This is a genomic window from Micromonospora sp. NPDC005161 (genome assembly GCF_053599855.1).
Genome location: NZ_JBSFYQ010000067.1, coordinates 1 through 22,178, shown reverse-complemented (window position 1 = coordinate 22,178; position 22,178 = coordinate 1). Strand labels below are relative to the sequence as shown.

Sequence of the window (22,178 nt, the reverse complement as noted above, 5' to 3'; positions counted from 1 at the left end):
GCGACCGGCCAGCCCTCATCCACGATCAGACGCGCCAAGCGCAGACGTGCGCGAGGAGTCAAGGCAGCGTTAGCGTGGGACACGAAGGCCTCCTGTTGGCGGAGCGGTTCCTAGACAGCTCCACTCCACAACCGGAGGCCTTCACCCACCTACGACATCAGACCGTGTCGTCACACAACCTCGACCAACCTCCCTGGACAGCACAACTAGCCCGCCGAGTAGACCTCCTCAACAGGCCTGCCAGCCGCCATCGCTGTCTGACAGCGCAGGTCACGGCCCTACCTCCCGCGCGACCGGCCCGGTGAGCGGCCCCGCCTCTCTGACAGCCGACAAGGTCGTCTGTCAGATCTACCGGTTCTGACCGACGGCCCGCCTCACCAGCCCGCGCTGGCAACGAAAGCGCCTGACAGCGCTGCTCAGCGGCGGTCTTGCGCCGACGAAGCGCGCGACAGGCGCTGACAGACCGCGCCGCTACCGTTTTCGGCAACACCACACCCCACATATCGCTTCACCCCGGTTCGGTCCCACCTCAGGGACACCCCGCCGCACCCAGCGGTACGCGACGCCCACCCGCTCAGGCCGGTCGGCACGCGCCCCGCGCGACGGCCCTCGAGGTCGCACCAACCACCCGCACACCTTCTCCCCATTGCCCTGACCCGACCCATGCACCCGGTGGGCCGGTCAATCCCGCGTGCCTACACGCACCCGACGAAGGAGGACCTGCGCATGTCCGCTCTCAACGGCATCCCGCTGACCCGTCACGGCAGCCGCGTGCCCGCCATGCCCACCCGACCGGCCACCGTGCAGGCCACCTCCGCGCCCGCACGCCGACCGGCTCCCACCCAGGCCACCACCGCCGCACCGACCGTCACGCCGGCGCCGACCATCGCCACGATGGTCGTCTGCCTGCCCGACGAGCTGCCCGCCGAGGCGCTCACCGCGCACCAACTGCACACGCAGTTCGGGGTCGCCGGCACCCTCACGCCCCTGTTCTGGGCGGTTCCGCAGCTGCGGCTGTGGCAGCGCCACCACCTGATCGGCCTGCGCAAGGGCCGCCCCGCGTCGTGCGCGGGCGGACCGGTCAGGCTGCTGGACCTGCAAGGGATGCGCCACGCCGCCAGCGTCGGCGCCGGCATCCGCTACCAGATCTGGCAGCAGACCGTGCACGGCACCCGCCCGGCCACCCCGTGGCCGGTGTTCGAAACCCGCCACCTCACCGACCCGCACAAGTACCCGTTCGAGGCCGCCACGGGCGACTTCCACGCGCAGCCGCGCGTCAACGCCATGCGGATGCACGCCGCGGCGACGCCCGGCACCGGTCAACCCAACCCGGGCGAGCTGGAGATGTACCAGGCAGGCCAGATGGCCTACCAGCACTACCACGCTGCCAGCGCCATCGCCGGTGACGCTCTGCTCACCGCCGACGGCCGCAAGCTGGCCCCGGCCAGTGACGCCCTCGCCCACCGGGTGAGCTACCTGGAGCAGGCCCTGCGCCACCTCGACACCCTCGAGCCGGGCCAGCGTCTGCTCGCGGTCGCCCTCTAACCACCGCAAGACCGACCGGACGGCGCGCCCTGATCCCTGCATCTGAGGGGACCCCCAGGCGCGCCGCCCGGCCGGTGCGCGTCCACGCCCAGACACGCGCAGGCACCGCCCTGCGCACCCCCCACGCAGTAGGAGGTATCCACCTGATGAGGTCACGACACCGCGCCGCCGCGATCCGCGCGGCGCTCACCGCCGTCGAACACGACGCCGACACCCGAGGCTGGAACGCCCTGCCGGCCCTGCTCGGCCTCTTCGACGCCACCACTCACCGCCACCAGCCCCGCATCGACATCGACGCACTCAGCGTCGATCCGGCGTTCTGGTGGCTGCACGCGCAGACCGTCCCCGGCATGCGACTGCCCTACTGGGTCGGCCTGAAGACCCTCACCACCCACCTCACCGCCCCCGAAGCGGCGCCGCTGCTCACCCGGTGGGCGCACACCGGGCAGCGGCGGCTGCTCGCGATGGCGTTCCTCGGCGAGGGCCTGGACACCAGCGACGCCGGCCGCCGCGATGCCGCCGCCCACCGACTACCCGCCGACGACGACGGAGTCCCGGTACGGGCACTCACCGCCTACGACGTTGACGGTCGTCACTACCAGATTCTGCGGTACCGAGGCCTCGACACCACCACGACGCTCGTGCTGGACGACCCGCCGGCACAGGTGCGGGCCACCATCATCCCGGCCTGCCTGCGCCGCCTGCTCACCACAGCGCGCGCCTGATCGACACAGCCGACGACCGATTGCCGCAATGCGGCACTCCATCCAAGCGCGCCGACCAATCCGGTACGAGGCGGGTGCCCCCGCGCGCCAATATCGCCTCCGGCCGCTCACCGGCTGCCGCTACCGCGAGCGGGTGCCGGCGGTGGCCGGTCTGACCCGCCCCGCGGCAGCTCCACACACCTGCGGAGGGCCGGTGGCCGCCGGGCGCCCCGGGCTGGGGCGTGTGCCCCGAGCCCGGCCAGCAACAGGCCGCCGTTTCCCTCTTCCCCCAGCGGCTGGGCCTGACCGCCCTCGCCGCGCGCGCCCGCGAGATCGGCGCTTCCCGCCGGCCGCCCCGGCCGCCCCGGCAGACGCCTCCTGCCGACGCCGAGCCCCCGTTCTAGCCGCACAACAGCCGGCGACGGCAATGCGGCAACCGGGCGCAGCAGAAACAGGGGGCCCGACCCCAGGGTGCGGACCTGCCAACACGCAGGCCGCCTCTGACCCACCCGGGATTTTCCGACGCAGTAGGGACGACGTCCCTTGCCCGTCCCGAGATGCGGTCCGTGCACTTGATCACCGCCGCTGTCGAAGCGTGGATCAGTGCATGGGCTTCGATCCGCACCGATCCCTACGACGGAAGGACACCAGCATGACCGACACGCACGAGGAACCCGTGCCCGCGCACGGCGCGTTCAAGGTCCTCGGGGCGCTGGCGGAACTCGGCGAGGCCACCGCCGCCGCGGTCGCCGAGCACGCCGGACTCGGCTACTCCACCACCACCCCGAAGCTGCGCGCCTGGGAAGGATCCGGGCAGGCCGAGCGATTCCGCACCGGCGACGGCCGCAGCCTGTGGCGGCTCACCGACGCCGGCCGCACCGCCACCGCCGCCACCGCCACTACCGGCGCCCCGCATCCCACGGCGGCCGAGGTGCCCGAGCCGACCGCCGACGTTGCGGCCACCGAGGACCAGAGCTCGACCGACGACGCGTTCTCGCCCGCCGCCGCAGCCGAGACCCCACAACCGGCCGGCGGCAGCCCATCCGCGCAGCCGCATCCCGACCCGCACGCACCGGCCGCCCCCGAGCCGGCCGAGCCCACCGAGCCGAATAGCAAAGTAGACACGCCAGCGGTTGCCACCTCCATCCCCGCCGCCGACGCAGATCAGGACCAGGACGCGCCAGGGGAGCCGACGCCTGCGGATGGGCGACCCGACGCCGAGACGGCGGACGCACCGCCGGACGGCAGCCCCCCGGTCACGGCGCGCCGGGTCGGCGGGTCGCTGCGCGGGGCGGTCCTGGACCTCCTGGAAGCCCACCCCGACCGGGCCTACAAGACCGGTGAGCTGAGCAAGCTCATCGACGCCGCGAACGCCGGCACCGGCGCGGCCAAGGCCAGCCCCGGGGCGGTCGCCAACGCCGCGATCAAGCTCGTCGCCGACGGCAAGGCGGTGCAAACCGTGGACCGCCCGGCCACCTTCCAACTCGCCCCCGCCACCGGCGGCCAGTAGCCCGTCTGTCAGGTAGCCCGGGGGGTGGGCGTCGAAGTTGACGCCTCACGCCCACCCCCGGTGCTCCTTCTATCCAAGGAGCGTTTCCGAGTGTCTCCCATCCTGCACACGATCGCTATCGCCGTCGGCGGGATCCTCGCCGGCCTCGCCCTCGCCGGAGCGCTGCTCTGGCGGCAGCAGCAAGCCCTGCACGTGGCCCGCTACGAGGCCACCCACGACGAGATCACCGGCCTGCCCAACCGGCGGCTGTACCTCACCCGCCTGCGCGCCGCCCTCGCCGACAACGCGCCGGTCGGGGTGGTGCTGCTCGACCTCGACCGGTTCAAGACCGTCAACGACACCCTCGGCCACGATTCCGGCAACGTCCTGCTCGACCAGATCGGCCGGCTCCTGACCAACCTGCCCACCCCCGTCCAGATCGCGGCCCGGCTCTCCGGCGACGAGTTCGCCCTGCTCGTGTCCGGCGACCGGGACGACAGCGCCGCCGCGGCCCACGCCGCGTGGCAGGCCGTCGCTGCCGCCCCGATCCGCGTGATCAACGGCGACGTCCGCGTGACCGCCTCGGTCGGCTACACCCACACCCACGACCCACACGCCAGCCCCCGGCAGCTGCTCACCGAAGCCGACACCGCCATGTACCACGCCAAACGCTCCGGCAGCGGCGTGTGCGACTACCGCCCCCACAGCACGCCCGCCCCGCGCCGCAGCCGCGACCGCCACCACTGCTGACCCCGTCCCACGACCCCCGCACGACCAGAAGGACCCCACAGCCGCCGGCTGCGGGGTCCTTCCCCCTTTTCCGAGAAGGAGATCCCTGTGTTGTCCTCCAACGCCGTCCACACCCTCGCCGGGTGCCTCCTGGCCGCCGACGCCGACGCCGAGACGCTGGGCTGGGGCCAGCCCGCGACGCTGCTACTCATCCACGACCGGCCCCTGAACACCGCCGGGCCGAAGCGGAGGCGCGAGATGCGCAGCCTCGAGTTCCCGCTGCACCGCGACGACCTGCTCACCGACCCGGCCGGGCTGCCCGCGCTGCTGCACCGCCTCGCCGCCAGCCTCGACAACCCAGACGCGCCGACGCCGTATCAGGCCACCCTTGCCACCATCGTCGGGTTGATCCGCGCGACCGCGCCGGACGCGCGGCTGCTGGCCTGGGCCGCCTGCTACGACGACATCCGCACCGTCGACAGCCAGCCACGCCAGGCCCGCCGCGTCGACGCCGTCGACATCGACAGGCGCGTCTACCAGCTCACCCGCCTGCGCGGCGAGGACCACCCGCTGCTGCTCGTCGACGACTCCCCCGACCCGGGCGACATCCCCGCCACCGGTCCCGGCCTGGCCGCGCTGCTGGCCGCCACCGCCCGTCACACCCTTACGAGGATCCACGCAGACGCGGCATGCGGACCCCAGGTGCCGCCACACGCCGATCCCGACGAGCCGATCTTCGGCGTGTGCGGGCCCGACAACGCGTCGATCCGCTGCCGGATCTGCGGGGCGGTCGACAGGATCACCTCCGACGAGGTGCCGTCCATGGCCGGGTACGGCGAGGACACCTACATCCGCTGCATTCGCTGCGGATCGGTGGAGACCACCGACCCGATCTTCGGCTGGCGCGCCAAGCCCGCCCCCTGGCCGCCCCACCCCACGCACGACCAGCCGTGAGGAATGGCCGCGGCAGCCGACACCACGAGCTTCACCCCCGCACAGGCGCAGCAAGCGCCGAATGCCACGGCAATGCCACCACGGCGCGTCGTCATCCGCGGCCCACGGCCACGGCGCCGATCGCCCGTGATCACCCCCCGCGGGCGTTCCGCCGCCAGCCCGCGCCCGCGTACACGCACCCGCGCCGCTGATCGCCTCTCGCTAAGGAGCCCTGTCCCGTGAGCACCCACTGCTACGTCGGCGCCACCGACCCCGACAATCCGCACCTCGTGCACGCCCGATTCGTGCTCTTCGACGGCTACCCGGGCGTCGTGCTGCCCACCCTGGCCGCGATCTGGGCCAGCCACGCCCACCGTGACACGCGGGCGCTGATCACCGCGATCCTCGCCGACGACTGGGAGTACCTCGACCCGGACACCACTGCCACCACCCGCTCCGGGTTCACCGGGCAGCGCCCGATGCCGGGCGTCGGCATGACCCTCGCGTCCGAGGTGGACCCGCCGGAGCCGGTCACCGTGTTCCCGCTGTGCCACGCCGGGCACCTCGACGCCGACTGGATCTACCTCGTCGAGGCCGATACCGCCGCGATCGGTGTGCACACCGGCGACGGGAGCCGCGTGGCCACCTACCCGCTCACCGGCTGCCTGCTCCCGGCCACCGCTCACCGCCGGCCATCGCAGCCCTGCGGCGTGCGGCCAGCGGCGAGAGCGCCACGGTGAGCGCCCGCGCCCTCGCGGCGATCGCCGCCGGGGCGATCGCCGTGCTGGTGCTGTGCGCGGGCGGTATCGGCGCCCTGTTCACCGGCGGCGGCACCGCCTCCGCCGCCTGCTACCAAGCGGTCGGCCCCGACGGGCAGCCGCTGCTGCCCACCCTCACCCTGTCCCCACCCCCGGGTGGCGGCGCCAGCGGGTGGGACAGCGGACAGACGGCCAACGCCGCCGTGATCGTCGCCGTCGGCGCCGAACTCAAGGTTCCGCCGCGCGGCTGGGTCATCGCCCTGGCCACCGCCATGCAGGAATCCACCCTGCGCAACCTGCCCGGCGGGGACCGCGACTCGATCGGGCTGTTCCAGCAACGCCCCTCCCAAGGCTGGGGGACACCCGCCCAACTGCCGGATCCCCGCTACGCCGCCGGGAAGTTCTACACCGCGCTGCTGGCCGTCGACGGCTGGCAGGCCATGGCCCTGACCGACGCCGCCCAAGCCGTGCAGCGCTCCGCCTACCCCGGCGCCTACGCGAGATGGGAGGACGACGCAATCGCCCTGGTCCGCGTCCTGGCCGGCGGCACCCCCGCCGGACCCGTCGCCGCCGATCTGGAACAGGCGATGAGCAACCCGCTGTGCCTGCTCGACGGCGGCGACGGCCAACCCGGCGCAGACCAGGTGCCCCTACCGGCCGGGTTCACCCTCCCACCGGGCACCCCGCTGCCGGTCGTCACCGCCATCGGCTGGGCCCTGGCCCAGCACGGCTCCCCCTACACCTTCGGCGGGGACTGCACCGCACCCCACTCCGGCATCCCCGCGCATCAGTGCGACTGCTCGTCGCTGATGCAGCAGGCCTACCAGGCCGCCGGCATCACCATCCCCCGCACCACCAGCGAACAGGTCCACGCCGGGACCGCCATAACCGACTACCGGAACCTTCGGCCGGGGGACCTGCTGTTCATACCCGGCAGCCGCGGCAGCACCGCCCGACCCGGCCACGTCGGCATGTACCTCGGCCAAGGACTGATCGTGCAGGCCCCGCACAGCGGCGACGTCGTCAAGATCAGCCGCCTGTCCGCGTGGGCCAACCAGCTCGCCGCCGTGCGCCGCATCGTCAACTAGCCATTACTCGATCCGATGATCACTGGCTCACGAACACGGCACTCGTTCACGACGAGAGTCTGTGCCAGACGTCGCTGGCCAACGCTTCCGCGTCGTCAACCGGCCGTCAAGGCGCCAGCTGCGACCCGCGCGCGGACACGGGAGGTCGTCTACGCCCACCCCACGGGCCGCCGCGCAGCCGTGCCGGCATCCGCAGCCGTGGCGACGTCGCCGCCTATCAGCCCGCGCCGCAAGACGGTCGCGCCGGCCGATCCGGCTTCGCGGCGTCCACCCGCTGACCCGTCCCGCGGCGTCCGCGCCGCCCGATTCCTGCGCACCGAACACCGACGGAAGGACAACAGTGATGACCGACTCACCAGATGCCAGCAGCGCGAAGGCGCGGCCGGGGGAACATCCCGGGGACCGCACGGACTGGCTGGCGTTGGGCCGCCGGCTGCAGGACATCCAGAACCAGATGATCCACGGCGGCCAGACGCACCGGTACGGCGACGACTACTACGGCGAGGCGCTGCGGCAGCTGCTCACCGACTCCCGCTCCGGCTGGATCAGCACCGCCGAGCACCAGTGGCTGATCGACCTGCACACCGGTGTGGACCGGCGCAACCTTCAGGCGGCGAACCGGCAGGCCCGCGAGGCCCGCTCCCGCTACGCCGTGGCAGGCCGGAAACTACGCGCCGAGCTGGCCGGGTGGCTGCGCGAGGTCACTAACGAGCGCAGCGTCCCGGCCCGCTACCGCCGAGAGGGTGTCCTGCTCGCCGCCGACTGGATCGACCCCGCCACACCCGCACACCCCTACACCAGCCTCCGCCTGACGACCGGCGGGGCGGGCACCGGGGCCCGGGCGCCAGCTGAGCCGGTGGACCCGCAGGTGCTGCTGTCGCTGCGGGCCGCCGGTGAGCGCGACGGCAGCCTGGCCGCCGGCTGGTGGCAGCAGCACGCCGTCGAGGGACGCACCCCGGCCGAGCAGGCCCAGAGCGCCAGCACGGCGCTGGCCGGCATCGACGACAGCGACGAGCAGGTCCTCAAGGCCCTGCCGCGCTTCGACACCGCCGGCTACGACGCCGCCCGCTACCACGCCCACGCGCCGTCGGACGCTCCCGCCTGGGCGGACCTGCCCGACTTCGCCCGTGCGCTGGTCATCGACGCCGTGCGGGACGGGTTCACCGACGCGGTCCGCGACAGTGTCGCCGCCCGATGCCACGCAGTCCTGGACACCGCCGGCACCAGCGCCGGGCCGCAGCAGTGACGCGGCCGCCCAGTGGCGGGATGCACTCACCGCCCGTCACAAACAGCCCTCAGGGCCGCGCCACGGCAAACGATGGCGGCTGGCAGCGGGTGCTCGACGCGCTGCAAGCGGCCGGCGCCGCCGCCGGACGCGACGCGGCCCAGTGGTGGGCGCAGCACGTCCTCGGCGGCCGAGCCGTCGGCGAGGTGTCCGCGACCGCCCGGCAGGTCCTCACCGGCCTTGACGACGGGGACCCGGCGGTCATCGACGGGCTCGCGCTGGCCGACCGGTACGTCCTGGCCGAGGACCGAGACCGGTACGCCGAGCACGCCCCGCACGACGCCCCCGGATGGGACCAGCTCACCGCGCACCAGTGCGACCAGACGCGGTGGTCGTGGTGCGACGGCTTCGACGACGCCGCTGAGGCCGAAGCGGCCCGGCAGTGCCACATCGTCCTGCACCCGGCCGGGGACGACCGGGACGTCAGCCACCTGCACCCCGACCGGGTGCGCCTGGGCGGGCCGGGCGTGTTCGCCGGCGACTGGGCGTGGACACCCCACGCCGGCGGGGTCATGCGCATCCCGGTCGGCTTCGCCGGCACCCTGGTCGACACGTGGAACGGGTGGGCGGTGTTCACCTGCACCCGCCAGGTGGCGGAGGCGATCGTCGCCGACCAGCAGGCCGCCCGCGACCGCTACCGCCAGCACCTCGCCGCCGACGGCATCACCCGGGAACGCCAGCAGCGGATGGTCGACGAGTCCCTGGCCCGCCTGCGCTTCGACGGCGACGTCATCGTCGCCGACGAAACCCGCGTCCACGGCGACCCCGACGCCGTCGAACGGATCACCCCTGACTCGGACGGCCGGTACACGGTGATGGGCCGGGCCTGGACCTGGACCGCCGTGCACCCCTACGACTGCGACCGCATCGTCGGCGACCTTCCCGACCCTCCCGGACAGGCGCAGCCCGAGGCCTGACCTCAGTCCCGCAACCACAACCCGCCGCGGAAGGACCACGACCATGATCGATGACGGCAGCGACGACGAGTTCGGCGCGTACGCCCACGAGGAGATTCTCCAAGCGGTGGTGCGGCACCTGCTCACCACCGCTGATCTGGACCAGCTCTGCGACGACGCCGACCTGCCGCAGCTCACCCACGACGACGGCACCCCGGTCACCATCGACTCGGCCCGCGTCTACCGCGACGCGCAGGTGATGACCCTCGACCGGGGTGTGTGGCTGGAACTGTCCGACGGCAGCGTGTTCGGCCTGACCGTGCACATCAGCCGCCGCCCTCGCAGCGAGGTCATCCTCCACCGCCGCTAAGCACCCCCGCGACCCGACCCGGCTCGACTTGATCGGTCAGCGGTCGGGTGCGTTCCTTGTCGTCGCCCACCGCAGCGGCGGCGGCGACACCCCACCGGCAGCCCCTGCTTCACGAACCTCACGGAGGTCGCTGGCCGCCCCTGCCACAGGGCCGCGTCCGCCACCGCCGTCTCCGCCGCGCGGACACCGCACCACGTCTGCCCGCGCACCCGGAGACGGGTGCGCGGGCCAACACCCATTGACAGGAGGCCCGCATGGACCCTGCAACCCCGCCCACCAGCGCCGACGTCCCGCCCGACTCCGGCGACGGGCGCCGGCCCGGCTACCTCTACCGGCAGGTCGCCGCGTACCTCGCCAGCCAACCCGACCAGTGGCTCAAGGTCGGGCAGGTCACCAACGCGATCGCCGCCCGCTCCGGCGGGGCGGTGTTCGAGGCGTTGAAGAAGATGGCTGCCGCCGGCTACGCCACCCACCACACCGGCCCGCACCGCTTCCAGATCACCAAGGCGGGCATCGACGCCGCCGGGACAATGCCCCCGCCCACACCACGCGCCTCCGGCGCCGGCGGCGGGCGGTCGGCCCGGCGGCAGCCAGTGGCCCGCCCGAACGGGGACCTGTACTTCCCGCGCAAGCTCGCCGGCGCCACGGACGTGCACGTGCTGCGGCGGCTGCGGGACAAGCGGATCCCGGTGCTGCTCTACGGCCCGCCCGGCACCGGCAAGACCGCCCTCGTCGAGGCCGCCTTCGGTGATCTGCTCACCGTCGCCGGTACCGGCGACACCGTCGTGGAGGACTTCCTCGGCAACTTCATCCCCCTCCCGGACGGCGGGTTCGAGTTCGTGTACGGGCCTCTCGTCACCGCGATGCGGCAGGGGCGTGCGCTGCTGGTCGACGACGCCACCCTCATCGCGCCGAAGGTCCTCGCCGTGCTCTACCCGGCGATGGACGGCCGCCGGGTGATCACCATCCCCGGCTACCGCAACGAACGTGTCGAAGCCGTCGACGGGTTCTACGTCATCGCCGGGCACAACCCCGGCGTGCACGGCGCCATCCTCACCGAAGCTCTCGCGTCGCGGTTCGACGTGCACATCGAGGTCACCACCGACTGGGACCTCGCCCGCCACCTCGGCGTCCCCGCACCCGCCGTGCAGGCCGCCATCACCCTCAACGACGACCTCGCCGCCGGGCGGGTGTCGTGGGCGCCTCAACTGCGCGAGCTGCTCGGCTTCGCCCGCGTCCGTAAGACCCTCGGCCTGCCCGCCGCGGTGGCGAACCTCGCCGGCCGTGCCCCGCACGAGGACCGCGAGCAGGTCCTCACCGCACTGCGACAGCAGTACGGCACCGACATCACCGCCCTGACCCTCGGCAAGCAACGCTGAAAGGACGACCCGCCATGGCCCTACCCCGCACCTACCTGCGCACCGGCCACCCCACCGCAACTTCCGCCGACCCGCACTGGCAGCCGTGGAGCGACGCCTGGACCCGGCATATCCCCACCTTGACCGACCGGCACGACCTGCGCGTCACCGTCGCCCCCGGCGCGGGCGGCGGCGCACCGGCCTGCTTCTACCCCGACGCCCGCCGCATCGAGGTCGACGCCACCCACATCGGCGCCCCCGACGTCGCCAACCCGGCCCGCGCCGGGCACAAACGCCTCGTGCCCACCGCCTACGGGCTGCTCGTCCACGAGGCCGCGCACGCCACCCACAGCCTGTGGACGACACCGCCCGGCACCCCGCCGGTCGTCGCCACGGTCGCCGACCTCCTCGAGGAGTCCCGCGCCGAGCACCGCCAGCGTTCCCGGCGGCGCGCCGACCGCAGGTGGCTGCGCCACACCGTCACCCACCTGCTGAATCCCGACGGCGCGCCTGTCGACGACCCGTGGCACGCCGGACAGCTGGCTGCCCTGCTCCTGGCCAGGGTCGACGCCCGCATCGTCACCGCCAAGGACATCAAGGGCGTGCGCGCCGCCGTCACCGCCGTCCTCGGCCGCAAGCGCCTGCTGGCGTTGCGCGACATCTGGCGCCACGCCCACACCGTCGACGACACCGACGCCGCACAGATGCTCGACCTCGCGTGGCGGTGGTGCCGCGTCCTGGGCATCGACCCCCACCAGCAGCCCGCACCGCCGACGGCCGACCTCGGGGTCTTCGCCGGCCAACTTGCCCAGGCGCTCACCGACTACCTCGCCCACGCCGCCGCGCTCACGCCCGCCGAATACACCGCCGCGCACCTCGAAACCCGCCACCGCGCCCCCGCCGCGTGGACGCACCGCGATCCACGCGACGCCGAACGCGACGCCGCCCGCCACCTGGCCGCCCGGCTGCGCCACGCCCGCATCCGGCACCCGGAACCGGCGACCCGCCCCACCGCGGTGCCACCAGGCCGGCTGCGCACCCGCCACGCGATCACCGCCCAAGCGCAGATCGCCGCCGGGGCGCTGCCCACCGCCACCCCCTGGCAGCGGCGGAGCACACTACCGCCGCACAAGCCGACCCTGCACCTGGCCGTCCTCGTCGACACCTCCGGGTCCATGCGCTCCTACGCCGCGCCGATGTCCTCGGCCGGGTGGATCCTCGCCCACGCCGCCCACGCCACCCAGGCGGTCACCACCACCATCGCGTTCGGCAGCACCGCCACCCTGCTCGTCGCACCCCGCCGACACCCCACGCAGGTGCTCGAGATGACAGCGGCCGGCGGCACCACCGCGTTCATCGACGCGGTGAAACTCGCCGACACCCTGCTGAACCTGCGCCACCGCGCCACGCTGCGGATGCTCGCCGTCGTCTCCGACGGCGACCTGCCCAACGCCGACGCAGCGCAACGGCTCATCAGCACCCTGCACCACACCGGCTGCACGGTGCTGTGGCTGCGCCCCGCCAACCTGCCCGGACACACCTTCACCCACACCACCACGCTGCTCGTCGACGACCCGGTGCACGCCGTCGGCACCATCGCCGACGCCGCCGTCACCGCCCTCGACAACGCCTAAACCCGGCGGCGCAGACACCCGCCCCGCAGCACACACAGGCTGACCGCGCCCTGCCACGCCAGCACCGCTGATCCCCGGCGGAACGACGCCTGAGCAGGCCAGCCCGCGTCCGCCCCACCTCGCACCGCCGCACCAGGCCGATGCCCGGCCACCCGCGCGCTTCCCGCGCACCCCCGGGCACGGCCGCACGGCCGTGCCCGGGTTCCCCCCACCTGAAAGGGAACCCGATGACACCTCAGCGTCACACCCGCCCGACCAGCGCCCGGCCTACCGCCGGACCCGCCCACCGCCACCCCCCGGCCCGAGGCCGGCAGCCGAGAATCGCCGTGATCGGCGGCTCCCTCACCGGCCCCACCCTGGCACTGCTGCTCCTGCGGGCAGGCTTCGACAGGGTCGCCGTCTACGAAGCCGCCCCCACGGCCGCGCCGCGCGGCGGCGGGCTGATCGGCCTGGAACACCTGGCCCTGGACGCCCTACACAGGCTCGACATCGACCAGAGCGAGTTCGTCGCGCACGACTCGGAAACCGTCCGGCAGATCACCCTGCGCCAGCGGCAGCACACCGGGGAGACCCGACGGGTCTATCCGGGGCGCAACACCACCTGGACACTGCTGCACGACGCGCTCACCGCGCGGATCCCCGACGGGCTGCTGCGCCCCTCGCACCGGGTCACCGGACTCGACACCGCGTGCCAGCACCTGGCGCTGCGCTTCGCCGACGGCCACACCGAACCCGCCGACCTGGTGGTGTTCGCCGACGGCCGTACCTCCACCGGCCGGAGCCTTCTCGACCCCGCCCGGCAGCTGCGCTACGCCGGCTACGTCGCCCACCGCGGCCACGCCCCCGCACCGCACGCGCCACTGCGAGATTTCCTGCGCGTGGAGCCGGGCCCCGGCTGCCAGTACAACGTCGCTCCGATACCGGGAGCGCTGGACTGGACGTTCTACCTCAACGCCAGTCCCACCGAGTACGCGCGATGCTTCGGGGCGATGCCCGAGCGGCGGGTGTTCGCCCTGCCGAAGCACGTCAGCCCCGCCGCCCGCGCGCACGTCAACCAGCACGCCGCGCGGCTCCTGACGGCCGAGCACGCCGCCACCGTGCACGCCACCACCGAGCGGATGGCCCTGCCGGTGATGGACATCGACCCGCCCACCCGCATGGTCTGGCCCCTCGGACAGGGCTACGCGCTGCTGCTCGGCGATGCCCTCGCCCCCGTACGCCCCCACACCGCCCGCGGCGCGAACAACGGCATCGAGCAGGCCGCCGGCCTGGTCGCCGCCCTCACCCAACACCGCTCCTACGGCGCCGACCTCGACGCGGCCCTGCACAGCTGGCAACAACGCCACCTGCCTGACGCCGTCGCCGCCGTCCACCAGGGCCCCGCCCTCGGCGCCCGCCTCGGCCTCGGCATCACCGGCGTCCCGGCCGCCGTCTCCGGCTGACCACCACCGCACCGCCGGTGCCCCGCACCGCCCGCGCGACGGGAGCCGCAACGGGCACCCGCCGCCCCTCGCCACGCCCGCCCGGGTCCGCGGCTCGCCCGCGCGGCCCCGGCCGAACCTTGTCGCCCTCACCGAAGGAGCTGTACCGCCGTGCACCATCACGACCGGCCATCCCGGCTGTCCCTGGCCTCACCGGCCGACCTGCTCGCCGCCGTGCCCTATCTCCTCGGGTTCCATCCCACCAACAGCGTCGTCACCGTGGGCCTGACCGGCGACAGGATCACCGTGGCCAGCCGCACCGACCTGCCAGACCCCGCGGAAGTAACCGGATGGGTCGGCACCTTCGCGCCGCAGCAGATCGCCCTGCTGCGCAACGTTTCCGCCACCGCCGCGATCCTCGTCGGCTACGGACCCGCCCCCACCGTCACCCCCGCGCTCGACGCGCTGCGCCCGCGGCTCCTGGCCGCCGGGATCGACCTGCTCGACACGCTGCGCGTCACCGACCGCCGCTACCACTCCTACCAGTGCCACGACCCCCACTGCTGCCCTGTCGACGGGCTGCCGTTCGACCCCACGAGCTCCGCCACCGCCGTGCACGCCATCGTCGCTGGGCAGGTCGCCCTACCCGACCGGGCCGCCCTCGTCGCCAGCGTCGCCCCCATCACCGGCCCCACAAGTGACGCCATCACCACCGCCACCCGCCGCGCACGCCAACGCCTCACCGCCGTGCACGCCGCGGGCGGCCGGGCGGCGATCATCCGCGCCGGACGCGCCGCGGTCGAGGCGACGTTCACCCGCTACCGCCACGACGACGTCGCCGCCGACGACGAGGTGGCCTGGCTGACGGTCCTGCTCACTGACACCGCCGTGCGCGACATCGCCTGGCAAGCCACCGACACCCAACCCTGGCACCTCGCGCTGTGGACCGACCTCACGCGCCGGGCCGACCCGTCCGTGGCCGCCGCCCCGGCGAGCCTGCTCGCGTTCACCGCCTGGCGAGACGGCCTCGGCACGCTCGCCGCGGTCGCCCTCGACCGGGCCCTGACCGCCGACCCGCTCTACCGCCTCGCCCACCTCATCGACCGCGCCCTACGCCACGGCATCCCACCTGCCGCCCTCGATCAGGGGCCCGCCACCGGCGACCCCACCGCGTAACTCCATCCCCACAGCCAGCACGCCTCGCACGCCCTGCGCCGTCCGCCGCCCCACGGGCGGTCAGCCAAGCCGAGGCGTCTCGCGCCAGCGGCCCGCAGCTAACGCCGCATAAGCAGCCCGGCCTACGCATCAGCGAACTCACCGCACCAGCGACAGCGCCGCCGCACGGCGTCCGGCTACCCGCCCATCACAGGGGCCACCGGCCCAGGACCAGAAACGAGCACACCGATGGCACTGCATCTGCACTTCGACCTCTCCGACACGCTGCGACTAGCCGAACACGCCGACTCGAGCACCGCGCACGCCCCGTCCTTGACCGAGCACGAGGACGACCTCACCTGTCCCGGCGCGCTCGTCTGGGTCCACGACCACGGCGTCTACCTCATGTCCAGCGGCCTGCCCCGCCTCGAGGACCCGAACCGGCCCGACTCCAGCCTCGTCGTGTACGCCCACGGCTGGAACCCCGACCTCGACGGCCACCGACGGGATGCGGACCTCGGCGGGGATGACTTCGCCGAACACCTGCACCTCACCGAACAGCCCACCCCGCTGATCGGCGTCCTGCGCGCCGCCCACGCCGGCGGCTACCGGTGGCTGCAGCTGACCGTCACCGGCGACACCTACGAGGTGCGCCTCAGCCGCACCCGACAGCCCTGACCAGCCCGCACACGCCTTGCCCCGCCTGCCTGGACAGCAGGCGGGGCAAGGGCGCCGCGCCCACGAAGGGAACCCTGATGAGCACACCTGAGGCGACCATGCCGCACCCGCCGACCCTCGAAGCCGTCCTCCGCGACGCCTGGAACGCGTTCCAGCCGCACCAGCCCGCCCCGCTGGGATGGCTCACCCACACCAGCACCCAGATCCACGCCTACCTACGCGACCACACCAGCCCGCCCCCGGCGCCGCAACCGCCAGCCAGCGGCGAGGCCGACCCGCTGGCCCACTTCCGCCGCCAGGTGTGGCAGGCGCTGCGCGACGCGACCAGCGAACACGACATCGACGTCGACGCCGCCGACCGCGTCCTGCACGCCCTGGACCTGCCAGGACTGCCCCGCCGCTGGCAGGTCCGCCTCACCCTGCCGATCACCGTCGAAGTCACCGCCCCCAGCCGCGAAGACGCCTTCGACACCGCCGAGAACCTCGTCGAGACCACTCTGACCGGCAGCGGCCACGACACCCACATCGACTGGGACCGCCACGCCCGCGACGACGCCACCCCCGGCGAGCACGACAGCACCGCCACCGAACCGGCCGACCTGCGGTGACCGCGACACCGCCACCCACCCCGCACCATGCCGAACCGGCCGCCCGAAAGGACACCCCAGTGACACTGCGTCTCATCCGCAAGTACACCGGCCACGACATCACCGACGACGCCGTCGCCGCCGCCCGACACGCAAGCGGCACCCTGCCGGTGCTCGCCGCCGCGATCGTCGACACCTGCCACGCCCTCACCACCACCGAAGCCAACCTCACCCGCTGCGCCGACACCATCGCCGCACACCTCGCCGACGTCCGCCGCGCGCTGAACGCCGGACCCGGCCAGCCGGCGCCCACCCTCGATCCACTCGGTGTGCTACAGGCCCACGGCCCGCGCTTGAACGCCCTGACCGTCCAGCGCGGCACCCAGATCAGCCACCTGCAGGCCCTGGCCCGGATCTGGCTGGCCCACCACCAACCCCACCAGCCGCCCACCGCCGAACAGGCCGAGCAGGTACAACACGCCGCCGAGCGCATCCTCGCCGCGATCGACGACGACATCAGCGAAGGCACCGTCCCCGCCGGCATCGGCTCCTTCACCGACCTGCACCGCTACGTCGACGACAACGACTACCTGATCGCCGCCGGTGTCCCCTACGACGGCACCACAGACAGCATCAACCTCGCCGTCGCCGCGCAGGGCCTCATCGTCGCCAGCCTGCGCACACCCAGGCGCCCGTTCTGCACCCACAGCACCTGCCGCTTCCCCGCACACGACCACACCACCAGCCAAGGGCCCGACGGCGCCGACCTCAACGCGGCCGCGCCCCTGCGCTGCCGGCACTGCGACCAACCCGCCCACTACGACCACCGCCTCGACGACTACCGCCACGACGACCCCGCCACACCCGACTGCTTCCTCATCCACCGCGACGACTGACCCGCACCCGGTGCTCCGGCGCGGGCGGCGGCGACTTGATCAATCCGGAAAGTCGAGCGTCACTGCACCCGGTCGCCGCCCCGGCGGACCCGACAGCGGCATCCCCACACCGCTGGCCGGGACGGCGACCACCCCGCACCGACACCGCCTACGAAGGGCAACGCGAATGGCCCAGCCGCACCGCCGCGTCGTACCCCGCACCGTCACCGACGTCCTGCTGTGGCTGCTCGCCGCCGACGTCACCGCCGCTCACCCACCCCACCCCGCACGGCCGGACCGCTGCGCGAACCTGCGCTGCACCGGCGAGGCATACCCGTGCCCGCCCACACGCGACGCCCAGCGGGCCCGCCGGGCCGCCAGCCGGCCCACGCTGCTGGCCCGCGGCCGAGCACGGGTGCCAGCGCCGGTCGCCGCCGCGGCCCCCCGGTTCGTCGGCTGGTTCCACCCCACCACGCCGGCGCAGCAGACGAGGTCGTCGCCGCGCGCCGCGTGACGCCGGGCCCGCCCGGCCTGCCGCCGTACCCCCACACCGACGGCCGATCGAACCGCCGGATCTCCATGCTGGAGGAACCATGAGTGTCCGGGCCGAGGACCCTCACCGGCTATGCCCGCGCCGCGGTCGACCTGCGCCTGCAAGCGCGCGGGCGGGGCGCCCTGCTGCTCGGCGAAACCGTATCCATCCTCGCCCGATGAACCCCTCGACTCCCACGAACCCGCTCCCGCATCCCCGAGTGCGACGTGCGTACAGCGTTCACCGCCGACAGCAGGCACGACGTCACCCTCACCGCCAAACCCCGTCTGGACGGACGCCATGCCCAGCGGTGTGACCGATGCCGTCGACGCGCTGGCCTGCGGGCTCGGCTACACCGCCGACTGGCGGGCGCCGCACCACCACCTCGACCAGCCGGCCGTGGCCGTACTCATCGCCGTCACCACCGCCACCTGGTTCACCGCCAGCCAGCAGCACCGCCACGAGCGCACCGTCACCGCGCTACTCGGCGACGTCACCCCCGCCGCCGCAACCGACCCGCGCGAGGAGGACACCGCCGCCATGGCGGCCCATCTCGTGCTGAGCCTTTACGACGCCCACCACACGGCGCTTGACGAGGCGCGCGAGGTCATCGGGCCGCTCGTGGCGCTCGGAATTCTCACCTCCACGTCCTGACCCCCGCGACGGGCGGCCACGGGCACCCGCGACTCCACACCCAGGAGAATCGCCATGCCGGACACCGGATACCCCTTCGACACCCGCAACCGCGCCTACCAGCGGTTCCTCACCCTCGCCGGCGACCACTTCGAGGTCGTCGGCTGGGACAACGCCACCACCGGCCGCCCCACCATGATCACTCTGATCGACATCGGCAGCCGCGACGCGCGTTCAGCCTCGCCCTGCTCGACAGCGCCGAGGACCACCGGCCCCACGCCCTGCTCGCCGTCACCACCACCGCCGCAATGTCCCTGCACGGCCCCATCCCCGGCCGCGCCGCCGCCGACTACGCCCCCCACCTGGCCATACACAACGCCGACGTCGCCGCCACCACGCCGGTGGGCCTGCACGACCCCGACGCACCGCACGTCGCCGATGACGACGAGTAGACGGCCGTTCCGCCGGACCTCGCGGCAGCCGCCCGCACCGCCACCCTCGACGCGGCACGCGTCGCGCTGGTCCTGCTGGACCGCGAACGCGCCCAGCTCCCCGTCGTCGGACCCTTCCCCAGCATCAACGCCGCCGAAGCCTGGCAGCCCGACGCCGACGGCTGGCCACCGGTCGACCGGCTTCTGCTCCCCGTCCACACCCCCGTCACCCGGGACTGACCGGTCTCCACCCCCAGCAACGCCGCACGCGCAACCCTTCGTCCCCAACAAGCCCGGAGCGCCGAGGAGAGCGCGACGAGCACCGCGGCGCACCACGCCCCACCCCAGTTGTCCGTCTGCCAGCGCGCCGCCGGCCACCCGCGGCGGGCTGGCACCCGTGCACAGGAGTCTCACCACGTGACCGGCACCAGCGGCCAGGTCAAGCGGGCCCTGCCCATACCGAGCTCGACGGCATCCGCGCCGTCGGCACCGCAGCGACCACCACCGCCAGTCTGCCGCGCCGCACGGCTGGGCGGTTTCACCCCGCCGCTGGCCGACCTCGACCTCGCCGACCCGCCCGCGCGACGCACGCAACCCGGCACCTGGCCATCTCACTCCCGGCAGCACCGCGAACCGCGACGCGGCCCGCCCGGCACGTCCCACCCCCCGTGCCGCCGCGCCGTGGCGGCACCGCGCAGAAAAAGAAGAGGAGCAATCATGATTTCCGTGCCCGACCCCGACTCTGACACTGAGGCCGACGGCAGTGCTGGCCTCAGCGTCGGCGACCCGGTCCTCGGCAAGTCGCGGCTGCTGTCGCGGCAGTGCGACACCTGCATCTTCGCTTCCGGTAACAGGATGCGCCTCACGCCCGGCCGGCTGCGTGACCTCGTCGCGCAAGCCCGCCGCCGGGAGTCGTTCATCATCTGTCACGACAGTCTCCCGCACTACCTGTACCCCGAGGCCAGGCCGGCGATCTGCCGGGGCTTCGCCGACCGCTACCGCACCCAGGCGCTGCAGCTCATGGAACTGCTCTTCGGCTTCGTCGAGGTCGACCCGCCGCAGCCACCCCAGCCCGACAGCGCCCCGCCCGAGGGAGTTGACCCGTGACCGGCATGGAGGACTTCTGGCGCCGCCAGAGCGAGATGATCGACCGGGTCGGCTGGTCGGTCACCCTCGTCCACCCGTCAGACGGCGACCCCGACCACGAGGTGCCGTTCGCCTACACCGTCGGCCTCACCGCCCACGACTACCCCGAACTGATCACCGCCGGGCTGCCCCCCGGGGTCGCCCACAGCCTGCTCAACGACCTCGCCGGACGGGTGTACGACAAAGCCGAACGGTTCACCCACGGCCAACGCATCAGCGACCTCATCGCAGGCTACGACGCGATCATCATCCACGGGCCACCCACCGACGACCTGCTGCCCGGCATGGCGAGCGCCCGCTACGGCCGCGACCAGATCCGACTCCAACAGCTGGTGTGGCCCGACCAGCAGGGCCGATTCCCCTGGGACAACGGGTACGACCTCAACCCGCAGGCACAGCCGCTGATCGCCCAGATGTAGCCGGACAACCCAACCGCCGCCGCCCGGGATCCGGACGCCCCCACAGGCGTCCGGATCCCGGGCACGACCGAACCGTCGGTCGCCCAGGTTCGCACAGGAACCACTGGCATGGCCGGCGCTGAGATTAACCCACCGTCACGCGGTCACGCGGCGCGAGCGGAGGCGTGGGCTCCCGGCGATTCGCCGGGCCCGGAGTGAGAAGGCGGGTCCTTTCGTCGTTCCGCAGCACCGTGCGACCGGACCAGCACTGGCCCCTGCGCCACTGGGCGATTCGTGCTTCTCGCGTCGCAGGAGCCAGGTCCGGGCCATCGGCGGCGGAAGCTGCGGGCTGAGGCCCCGGCTACCCGGCGCCGCCGCACGACGGCGGTCCACGAGACTCCAACTGTCGGCGTACCAGCACAAGTGCAGAGCCGAGTACGGCTGGAGGTTCAAACCCACCAAAGTGCGCGACGGACGCTGCTGAGCCCGACGCACCCTCGGCTTCCGCTCATGGCACCCCTTTGTGTCAAGACACCGCTCGGAGGGCGGGTTTAGGCTGGGTGGTGGCGGGTCCGGGAAGTGGCTTGTCCGAAGGGCCGATGTCCGGGGTCAGGTCGGTCACGCTGGATTGCAGAGTCGTCCCCGAGTGCCCTCCCGGATCCGCCGCCTGCCGTCGTTGCTGGTCTGCGAGCATGCGGGCGTAGACGACGTTGGACAGTCGCCGCTTGAGCGCCCGCATGGCTTCCATGGAGGTCTTCCCGGCGGCTTTCTTCGTGTCGAAGTAGGCGCGACCTTCGGTGCGGTTGCGTAGCTGGACCACGGCCATGATGTGCAGCGTCCGGTTGATCCGCCGGTTGCCGGCGCGGGAAAGCCGGTGACGCTTCTGGTCGCCGCAGGAGGCGTCCAGCGGGGCGGTGCCGTTCCAGGAGGCGAACCGGTTGCGGTCGGCGAAGCGGCGGATGTCGCCGACGTCTGCCAGCAGCCGGGCTGCACCTGACGGGCCAATGCCGTGCAGGTCCATCAGGGTGCAGCCGCGGGCGATCACCAGTTCCTTGAGGTCCTTCTCCGCGGTCTTGATCTTCTTGTCGATGCTTTCGAGTTCACCGATCAGCTCGACGGCGAGGCGGCGTCTGGTCTTGCCCACGATGTCGCGGGGTTTGATGGTCGCGATCAGCGCACGTGCCTGCCGGGCGGACAGGAATTGCTTTGCCCCGCCTGGGAAAAGTTCCAGCAGCAGCCGGTGCAGCCGGTTGACGGTCTGCGTCCGTGCGCGGCCAAGCTCGTCGCGACGGTCGACCAGCATCCCCATCACCTGCAGGTCCGGGTCGAGCTGGACCTGCACCAGGTTCGGCGAACGCAGTGCCACCATCGCCACCGAGTGCGCATCCACCGGGTCGGTCTTGCGGCCGTTGCCAGTGGCGAACACCCGCACCTGAGCCAGGGCGATTGCGTAGTCGGGCGGTAGGGCTCTGAGCTGGGGACCTGTGGAGTGAATGGCCTCTGTGGAGGCGAAGGGGGCGGGTGAGATCGCAT

Annotated in this window: 23 protein-coding genes; 21 read left to right on the top strand and 2 right to left on the bottom strand. The window is 73.2% G+C overall.

Going from position 1 to position 22,178, the window contains the following annotated elements:
- Nucleotides 1–726 precede the first annotated feature (726 nt).
- From ACWD5O_RS34565 to ACWD5O_RS34475, 19 genes are all read left to right on the top strand, one after another.
- Nucleotides 727–1,545 carry a hypothetical protein gene (locus tag ACWD5O_RS34565; protein ID WP_449937455.1) on the top strand — a complete coding sequence of 273 codons (819 nt, stop codon included), beginning with the start codon at nt 727–729 and terminating at the stop codon, nt 1,543–1,545.
- Nucleotides 1,546–1,691: 146 nt separating this feature from the next.
- On the top strand, nt 1,692–2,270 hold the full coding sequence (locus ACWD5O_RS34560; RefSeq protein WP_450087879.1) for a hypothetical protein: 579 nt from the start codon (nt 1,692–1,694) through the stop codon (nt 2,268–2,270).
- Nucleotides 2,271–2,901: 631 nt separating this feature from the next.
- Complete coding sequence (locus ACWD5O_RS34555) at nt 2,902–3,759, top strand: MarR family transcriptional regulator (RefSeq protein ID WP_450087878.1); 858 nt, start codon at nt 2,902–2,904, stop codon at nt 3,757–3,759.
- Between the two features lie 90 nt (nt 3,760–3,849).
- Nucleotides 3,850–4,488, top strand: coding sequence for a GGDEF domain-containing protein (locus ACWD5O_RS34550; RefSeq protein WP_450087877.1), 639 nt, complete (start codon nt 3,850–3,852; stop codon nt 4,486–4,488).
- Nucleotides 4,489–4,575: 87 nt separating this feature from the next.
- Nucleotides 4,576–5,421 (top strand): hypothetical protein, encoded by an 846-nt coding sequence (locus tag ACWD5O_RS34545; RefSeq protein ID WP_450087876.1) that lies wholly within the window; start codon nt 4,576–4,578, stop codon nt 5,419–5,421.
- Between the two features lie 218 nt (nt 5,422–5,639).
- Nucleotides 5,640–6,140 (top strand): hypothetical protein, encoded by a 501-nt coding sequence (locus ACWD5O_RS34540; protein ID WP_450087875.1) that lies wholly within the window; start codon nt 5,640–5,642, stop codon nt 6,138–6,140.
- Nucleotides 6,104–7,246, top strand: coding sequence for a C40 family peptidase (locus ACWD5O_RS34535; RefSeq protein ID WP_450087881.1), 1,143 nt, complete (start codon nt 6,104–6,106; stop codon nt 7,244–7,246). Before ACWD5O_RS34540 ends, ACWD5O_RS34535 begins: the two co-directional genes overlap by 37 nt.
- A 343-nt stretch (nt 7,247–7,589) precedes the next feature.
- Nucleotides 7,590–8,492: a hypothetical protein gene (locus ACWD5O_RS34530; protein WP_450087874.1), complete on the top strand. Its 903-nt coding sequence runs from the start codon at nt 7,590–7,592 to the stop codon at nt 8,490–8,492.
- Between the two features lie 89 nt (nt 8,493–8,581).
- Nucleotides 8,582–9,448, top strand: coding sequence for a DUF4314 domain-containing protein (locus tag ACWD5O_RS34525; protein WP_450087873.1), 867 nt, complete (start codon nt 8,582–8,584; stop codon nt 9,446–9,448).
- A gap of 43 nt (nt 9,449–9,491) precedes the next feature.
- Entirely contained in the window at nt 9,492–9,797 is a 306-nt protein-coding gene (locus ACWD5O_RS34520; RefSeq protein WP_450087872.1) for a hypothetical protein, read from the top strand.
- 254 nt (nt 9,798–10,051) lie between these two features.
- Entirely contained in the window at nt 10,052–11,176 is a 1,125-nt protein-coding gene (locus tag ACWD5O_RS34515; RefSeq protein ID WP_450087871.1) for an AAA family ATPase, read from the top strand.
- 14 nt (nt 11,177–11,190) lie between these two features.
- Complete coding sequence (locus ACWD5O_RS34510; protein ID WP_450087870.1) at nt 11,191–12,789, top strand: VWA domain-containing protein; 1,599 nt, start codon at nt 11,191–11,193, stop codon at nt 12,787–12,789.
- A gap of 227 nt (nt 12,790–13,016) precedes the next feature.
- Complete coding sequence (locus ACWD5O_RS34505; RefSeq protein ID WP_450087869.1) at nt 13,017–14,231, top strand: monooxygenase; 1,215 nt, start codon at nt 13,017–13,019, stop codon at nt 14,229–14,231.
- Between the two features lie 150 nt (nt 14,232–14,381).
- Nucleotides 14,382–15,386 carry a DUF4192 domain-containing protein gene (locus ACWD5O_RS34500; RefSeq protein WP_450087868.1) on the top strand — a complete coding sequence of 335 codons (1,005 nt, stop codon included), beginning with the start codon at nt 14,382–14,384 and terminating at the stop codon, nt 15,384–15,386.
- Nucleotides 15,387–15,614: 228 nt separating this feature from the next.
- Complete coding sequence (locus ACWD5O_RS34495; protein WP_450087867.1) at nt 15,615–16,043, top strand: DUF3085 domain-containing protein; 429 nt, start codon at nt 15,615–15,617, stop codon at nt 16,041–16,043.
- A gap of 77 nt (nt 16,044–16,120) precedes the next feature.
- Complete coding sequence (locus ACWD5O_RS34490; protein WP_450087866.1) at nt 16,121–16,651, top strand: hypothetical protein; 531 nt, start codon at nt 16,121–16,123, stop codon at nt 16,649–16,651.
- Nucleotides 16,652–16,710: 59 nt separating this feature from the next.
- On the top strand, nt 16,711–17,526 hold the full coding sequence (locus ACWD5O_RS34485; RefSeq protein WP_450087865.1) for a hypothetical protein: 816 nt from the start codon (nt 16,711–16,713) through the stop codon (nt 17,524–17,526).
- A gap of 166 nt (nt 17,527–17,692) precedes the next feature.
- Nucleotides 17,693–18,019: a hypothetical protein gene (locus ACWD5O_RS34480; RefSeq protein ID WP_450087864.1), complete on the top strand. Its 327-nt coding sequence runs from the start codon at nt 17,693–17,695 to the stop codon at nt 18,017–18,019.
- Nucleotides 18,020–18,337: 318 nt separating this feature from the next.
- Entirely contained in the window at nt 18,338–18,691 is a 354-nt protein-coding gene (locus ACWD5O_RS34475) for a hypothetical protein (RefSeq protein ID WP_450087863.1), read from the top strand.
- Between the two features lie 95 nt (nt 18,692–18,786).
- Here ACWD5O_RS34475 and ACWD5O_RS34470 read toward each other — a convergent pair whose 3' ends face one another.
- The gene (locus tag ACWD5O_RS34470; protein WP_450087862.1) at nt 18,787–19,320 is read right to left on the bottom strand and encodes a hypothetical protein; all 534 of its coding nucleotides are present in this window, start codon (nt 19,318–19,320) and stop codon (nt 18,787–18,789) included.
- A gap of 498 nt (nt 19,321–19,818) precedes the next feature.
- On the opposite strand from ACWD5O_RS34470, the gene ACWD5O_RS34465 reads away from it, so the two are divergent.
- Together ACWD5O_RS34465 and ACWD5O_RS34460 are read left to right on the top strand one after the other, a co-directional pair.
- Nucleotides 19,819–20,208 (top strand): hypothetical protein, encoded by a 390-nt coding sequence (locus tag ACWD5O_RS34465; protein WP_450087861.1) that lies wholly within the window; start codon nt 19,819–19,821, stop codon nt 20,206–20,208.
- 5 nt (nt 20,209–20,213) lie between these two features.
- Nucleotides 20,214–20,666 carry a DUF4262 domain-containing protein gene (locus ACWD5O_RS34460; RefSeq protein WP_450087880.1) on the top strand — a complete coding sequence of 151 codons (453 nt, stop codon included), beginning with the start codon at nt 20,214–20,216 and terminating at the stop codon, nt 20,664–20,666.
- 505 nt (nt 20,667–21,171) lie between these two features.
- Here the strand turns inward: ACWD5O_RS34460 and ACWD5O_RS34455 are convergent.
- Nucleotides 21,172–22,178, bottom strand: a 1,007-nt coding sequence (locus tag ACWD5O_RS34455) for an IS110 family transposase (RefSeq protein ID WP_450087860.1), incomplete at its 5' end; no start/stop codon positions are given.

Bases quoted from the DNA above. Each gene is read 5' to 3' on its own strand.
- ACWD5O_RS34505 (WP_450087869.1), top strand. From the start codon at position 13,017: ATGACACCTCAGCGTCACACCCGCCCGACCAGCGCCCGGCCTACCGCC.
- ACWD5O_RS34555 (WP_450087878.1), top strand. From the start codon at position 2,902: ATGACCGACACGCACGAGGAACCCGTGCCCGCGCACGGCGCGTTCAAG.
- ACWD5O_RS34515 (WP_450087871.1), top strand. From the start codon at position 10,052: ATGGACCCTGCAACCCCGCCCACCAGCGCCGACGTCCCGCCCGACTCC.
- ACWD5O_RS34530 (WP_450087874.1), top strand. From the start codon at position 7,590: ATGACCGACTCACCAGATGCCAGCAGCGCGAAGGCGCGGCCGGGGGAA.
- ACWD5O_RS34490 (WP_450087866.1), top strand. From the start codon at position 16,121: ATGAGCACACCTGAGGCGACCATGCCGCACCCGCCGACCCTCGAAGCC.
- ACWD5O_RS34480 (WP_450087864.1), top strand. From the start codon at position 17,693: ATGGCCCAGCCGCACCGCCGCGTCGTACCCCGCACCGTCACCGACGTC.
- ACWD5O_RS34475 (WP_450087863.1), top strand. From the start codon at position 18,338: ATGCCCAGCGGTGTGACCGATGCCGTCGACGCGCTGGCCTGCGGGCTC.
- ACWD5O_RS34520 (WP_450087872.1), top strand. From the start codon at position 9,492: ATGATCGATGACGGCAGCGACGACGAGTTCGGCGCGTACGCCCACGAG.
- ACWD5O_RS34460 (WP_450087880.1), top strand. From the start codon at position 20,214: ATGGAGGACTTCTGGCGCCGCCAGAGCGAGATGATCGACCGGGTCGGC.
- ACWD5O_RS34560 (WP_450087879.1), top strand. From the start codon at position 1,692: ATGAGGTCACGACACCGCGCCGCCGCGATCCGCGCGGCGCTCACCGCC.
- ACWD5O_RS34565 (WP_449937455.1), top strand. From the start codon at position 727: ATGTCCGCTCTCAACGGCATCCCGCTGACCCGTCACGGCAGCCGCGTG.
- ACWD5O_RS34495 (WP_450087867.1), top strand. From the start codon at position 15,615: ATGGCACTGCATCTGCACTTCGACCTCTCCGACACGCTGCGACTAGCC.
- ACWD5O_RS34465 (WP_450087861.1), top strand. From the start codon at position 19,819: ATGATTTCCGTGCCCGACCCCGACTCTGACACTGAGGCCGACGGCAGT.
- ACWD5O_RS34510 (WP_450087870.1), top strand. From the start codon at position 11,191: ATGGCCCTACCCCGCACCTACCTGCGCACCGGCCACCCCACCGCAACT.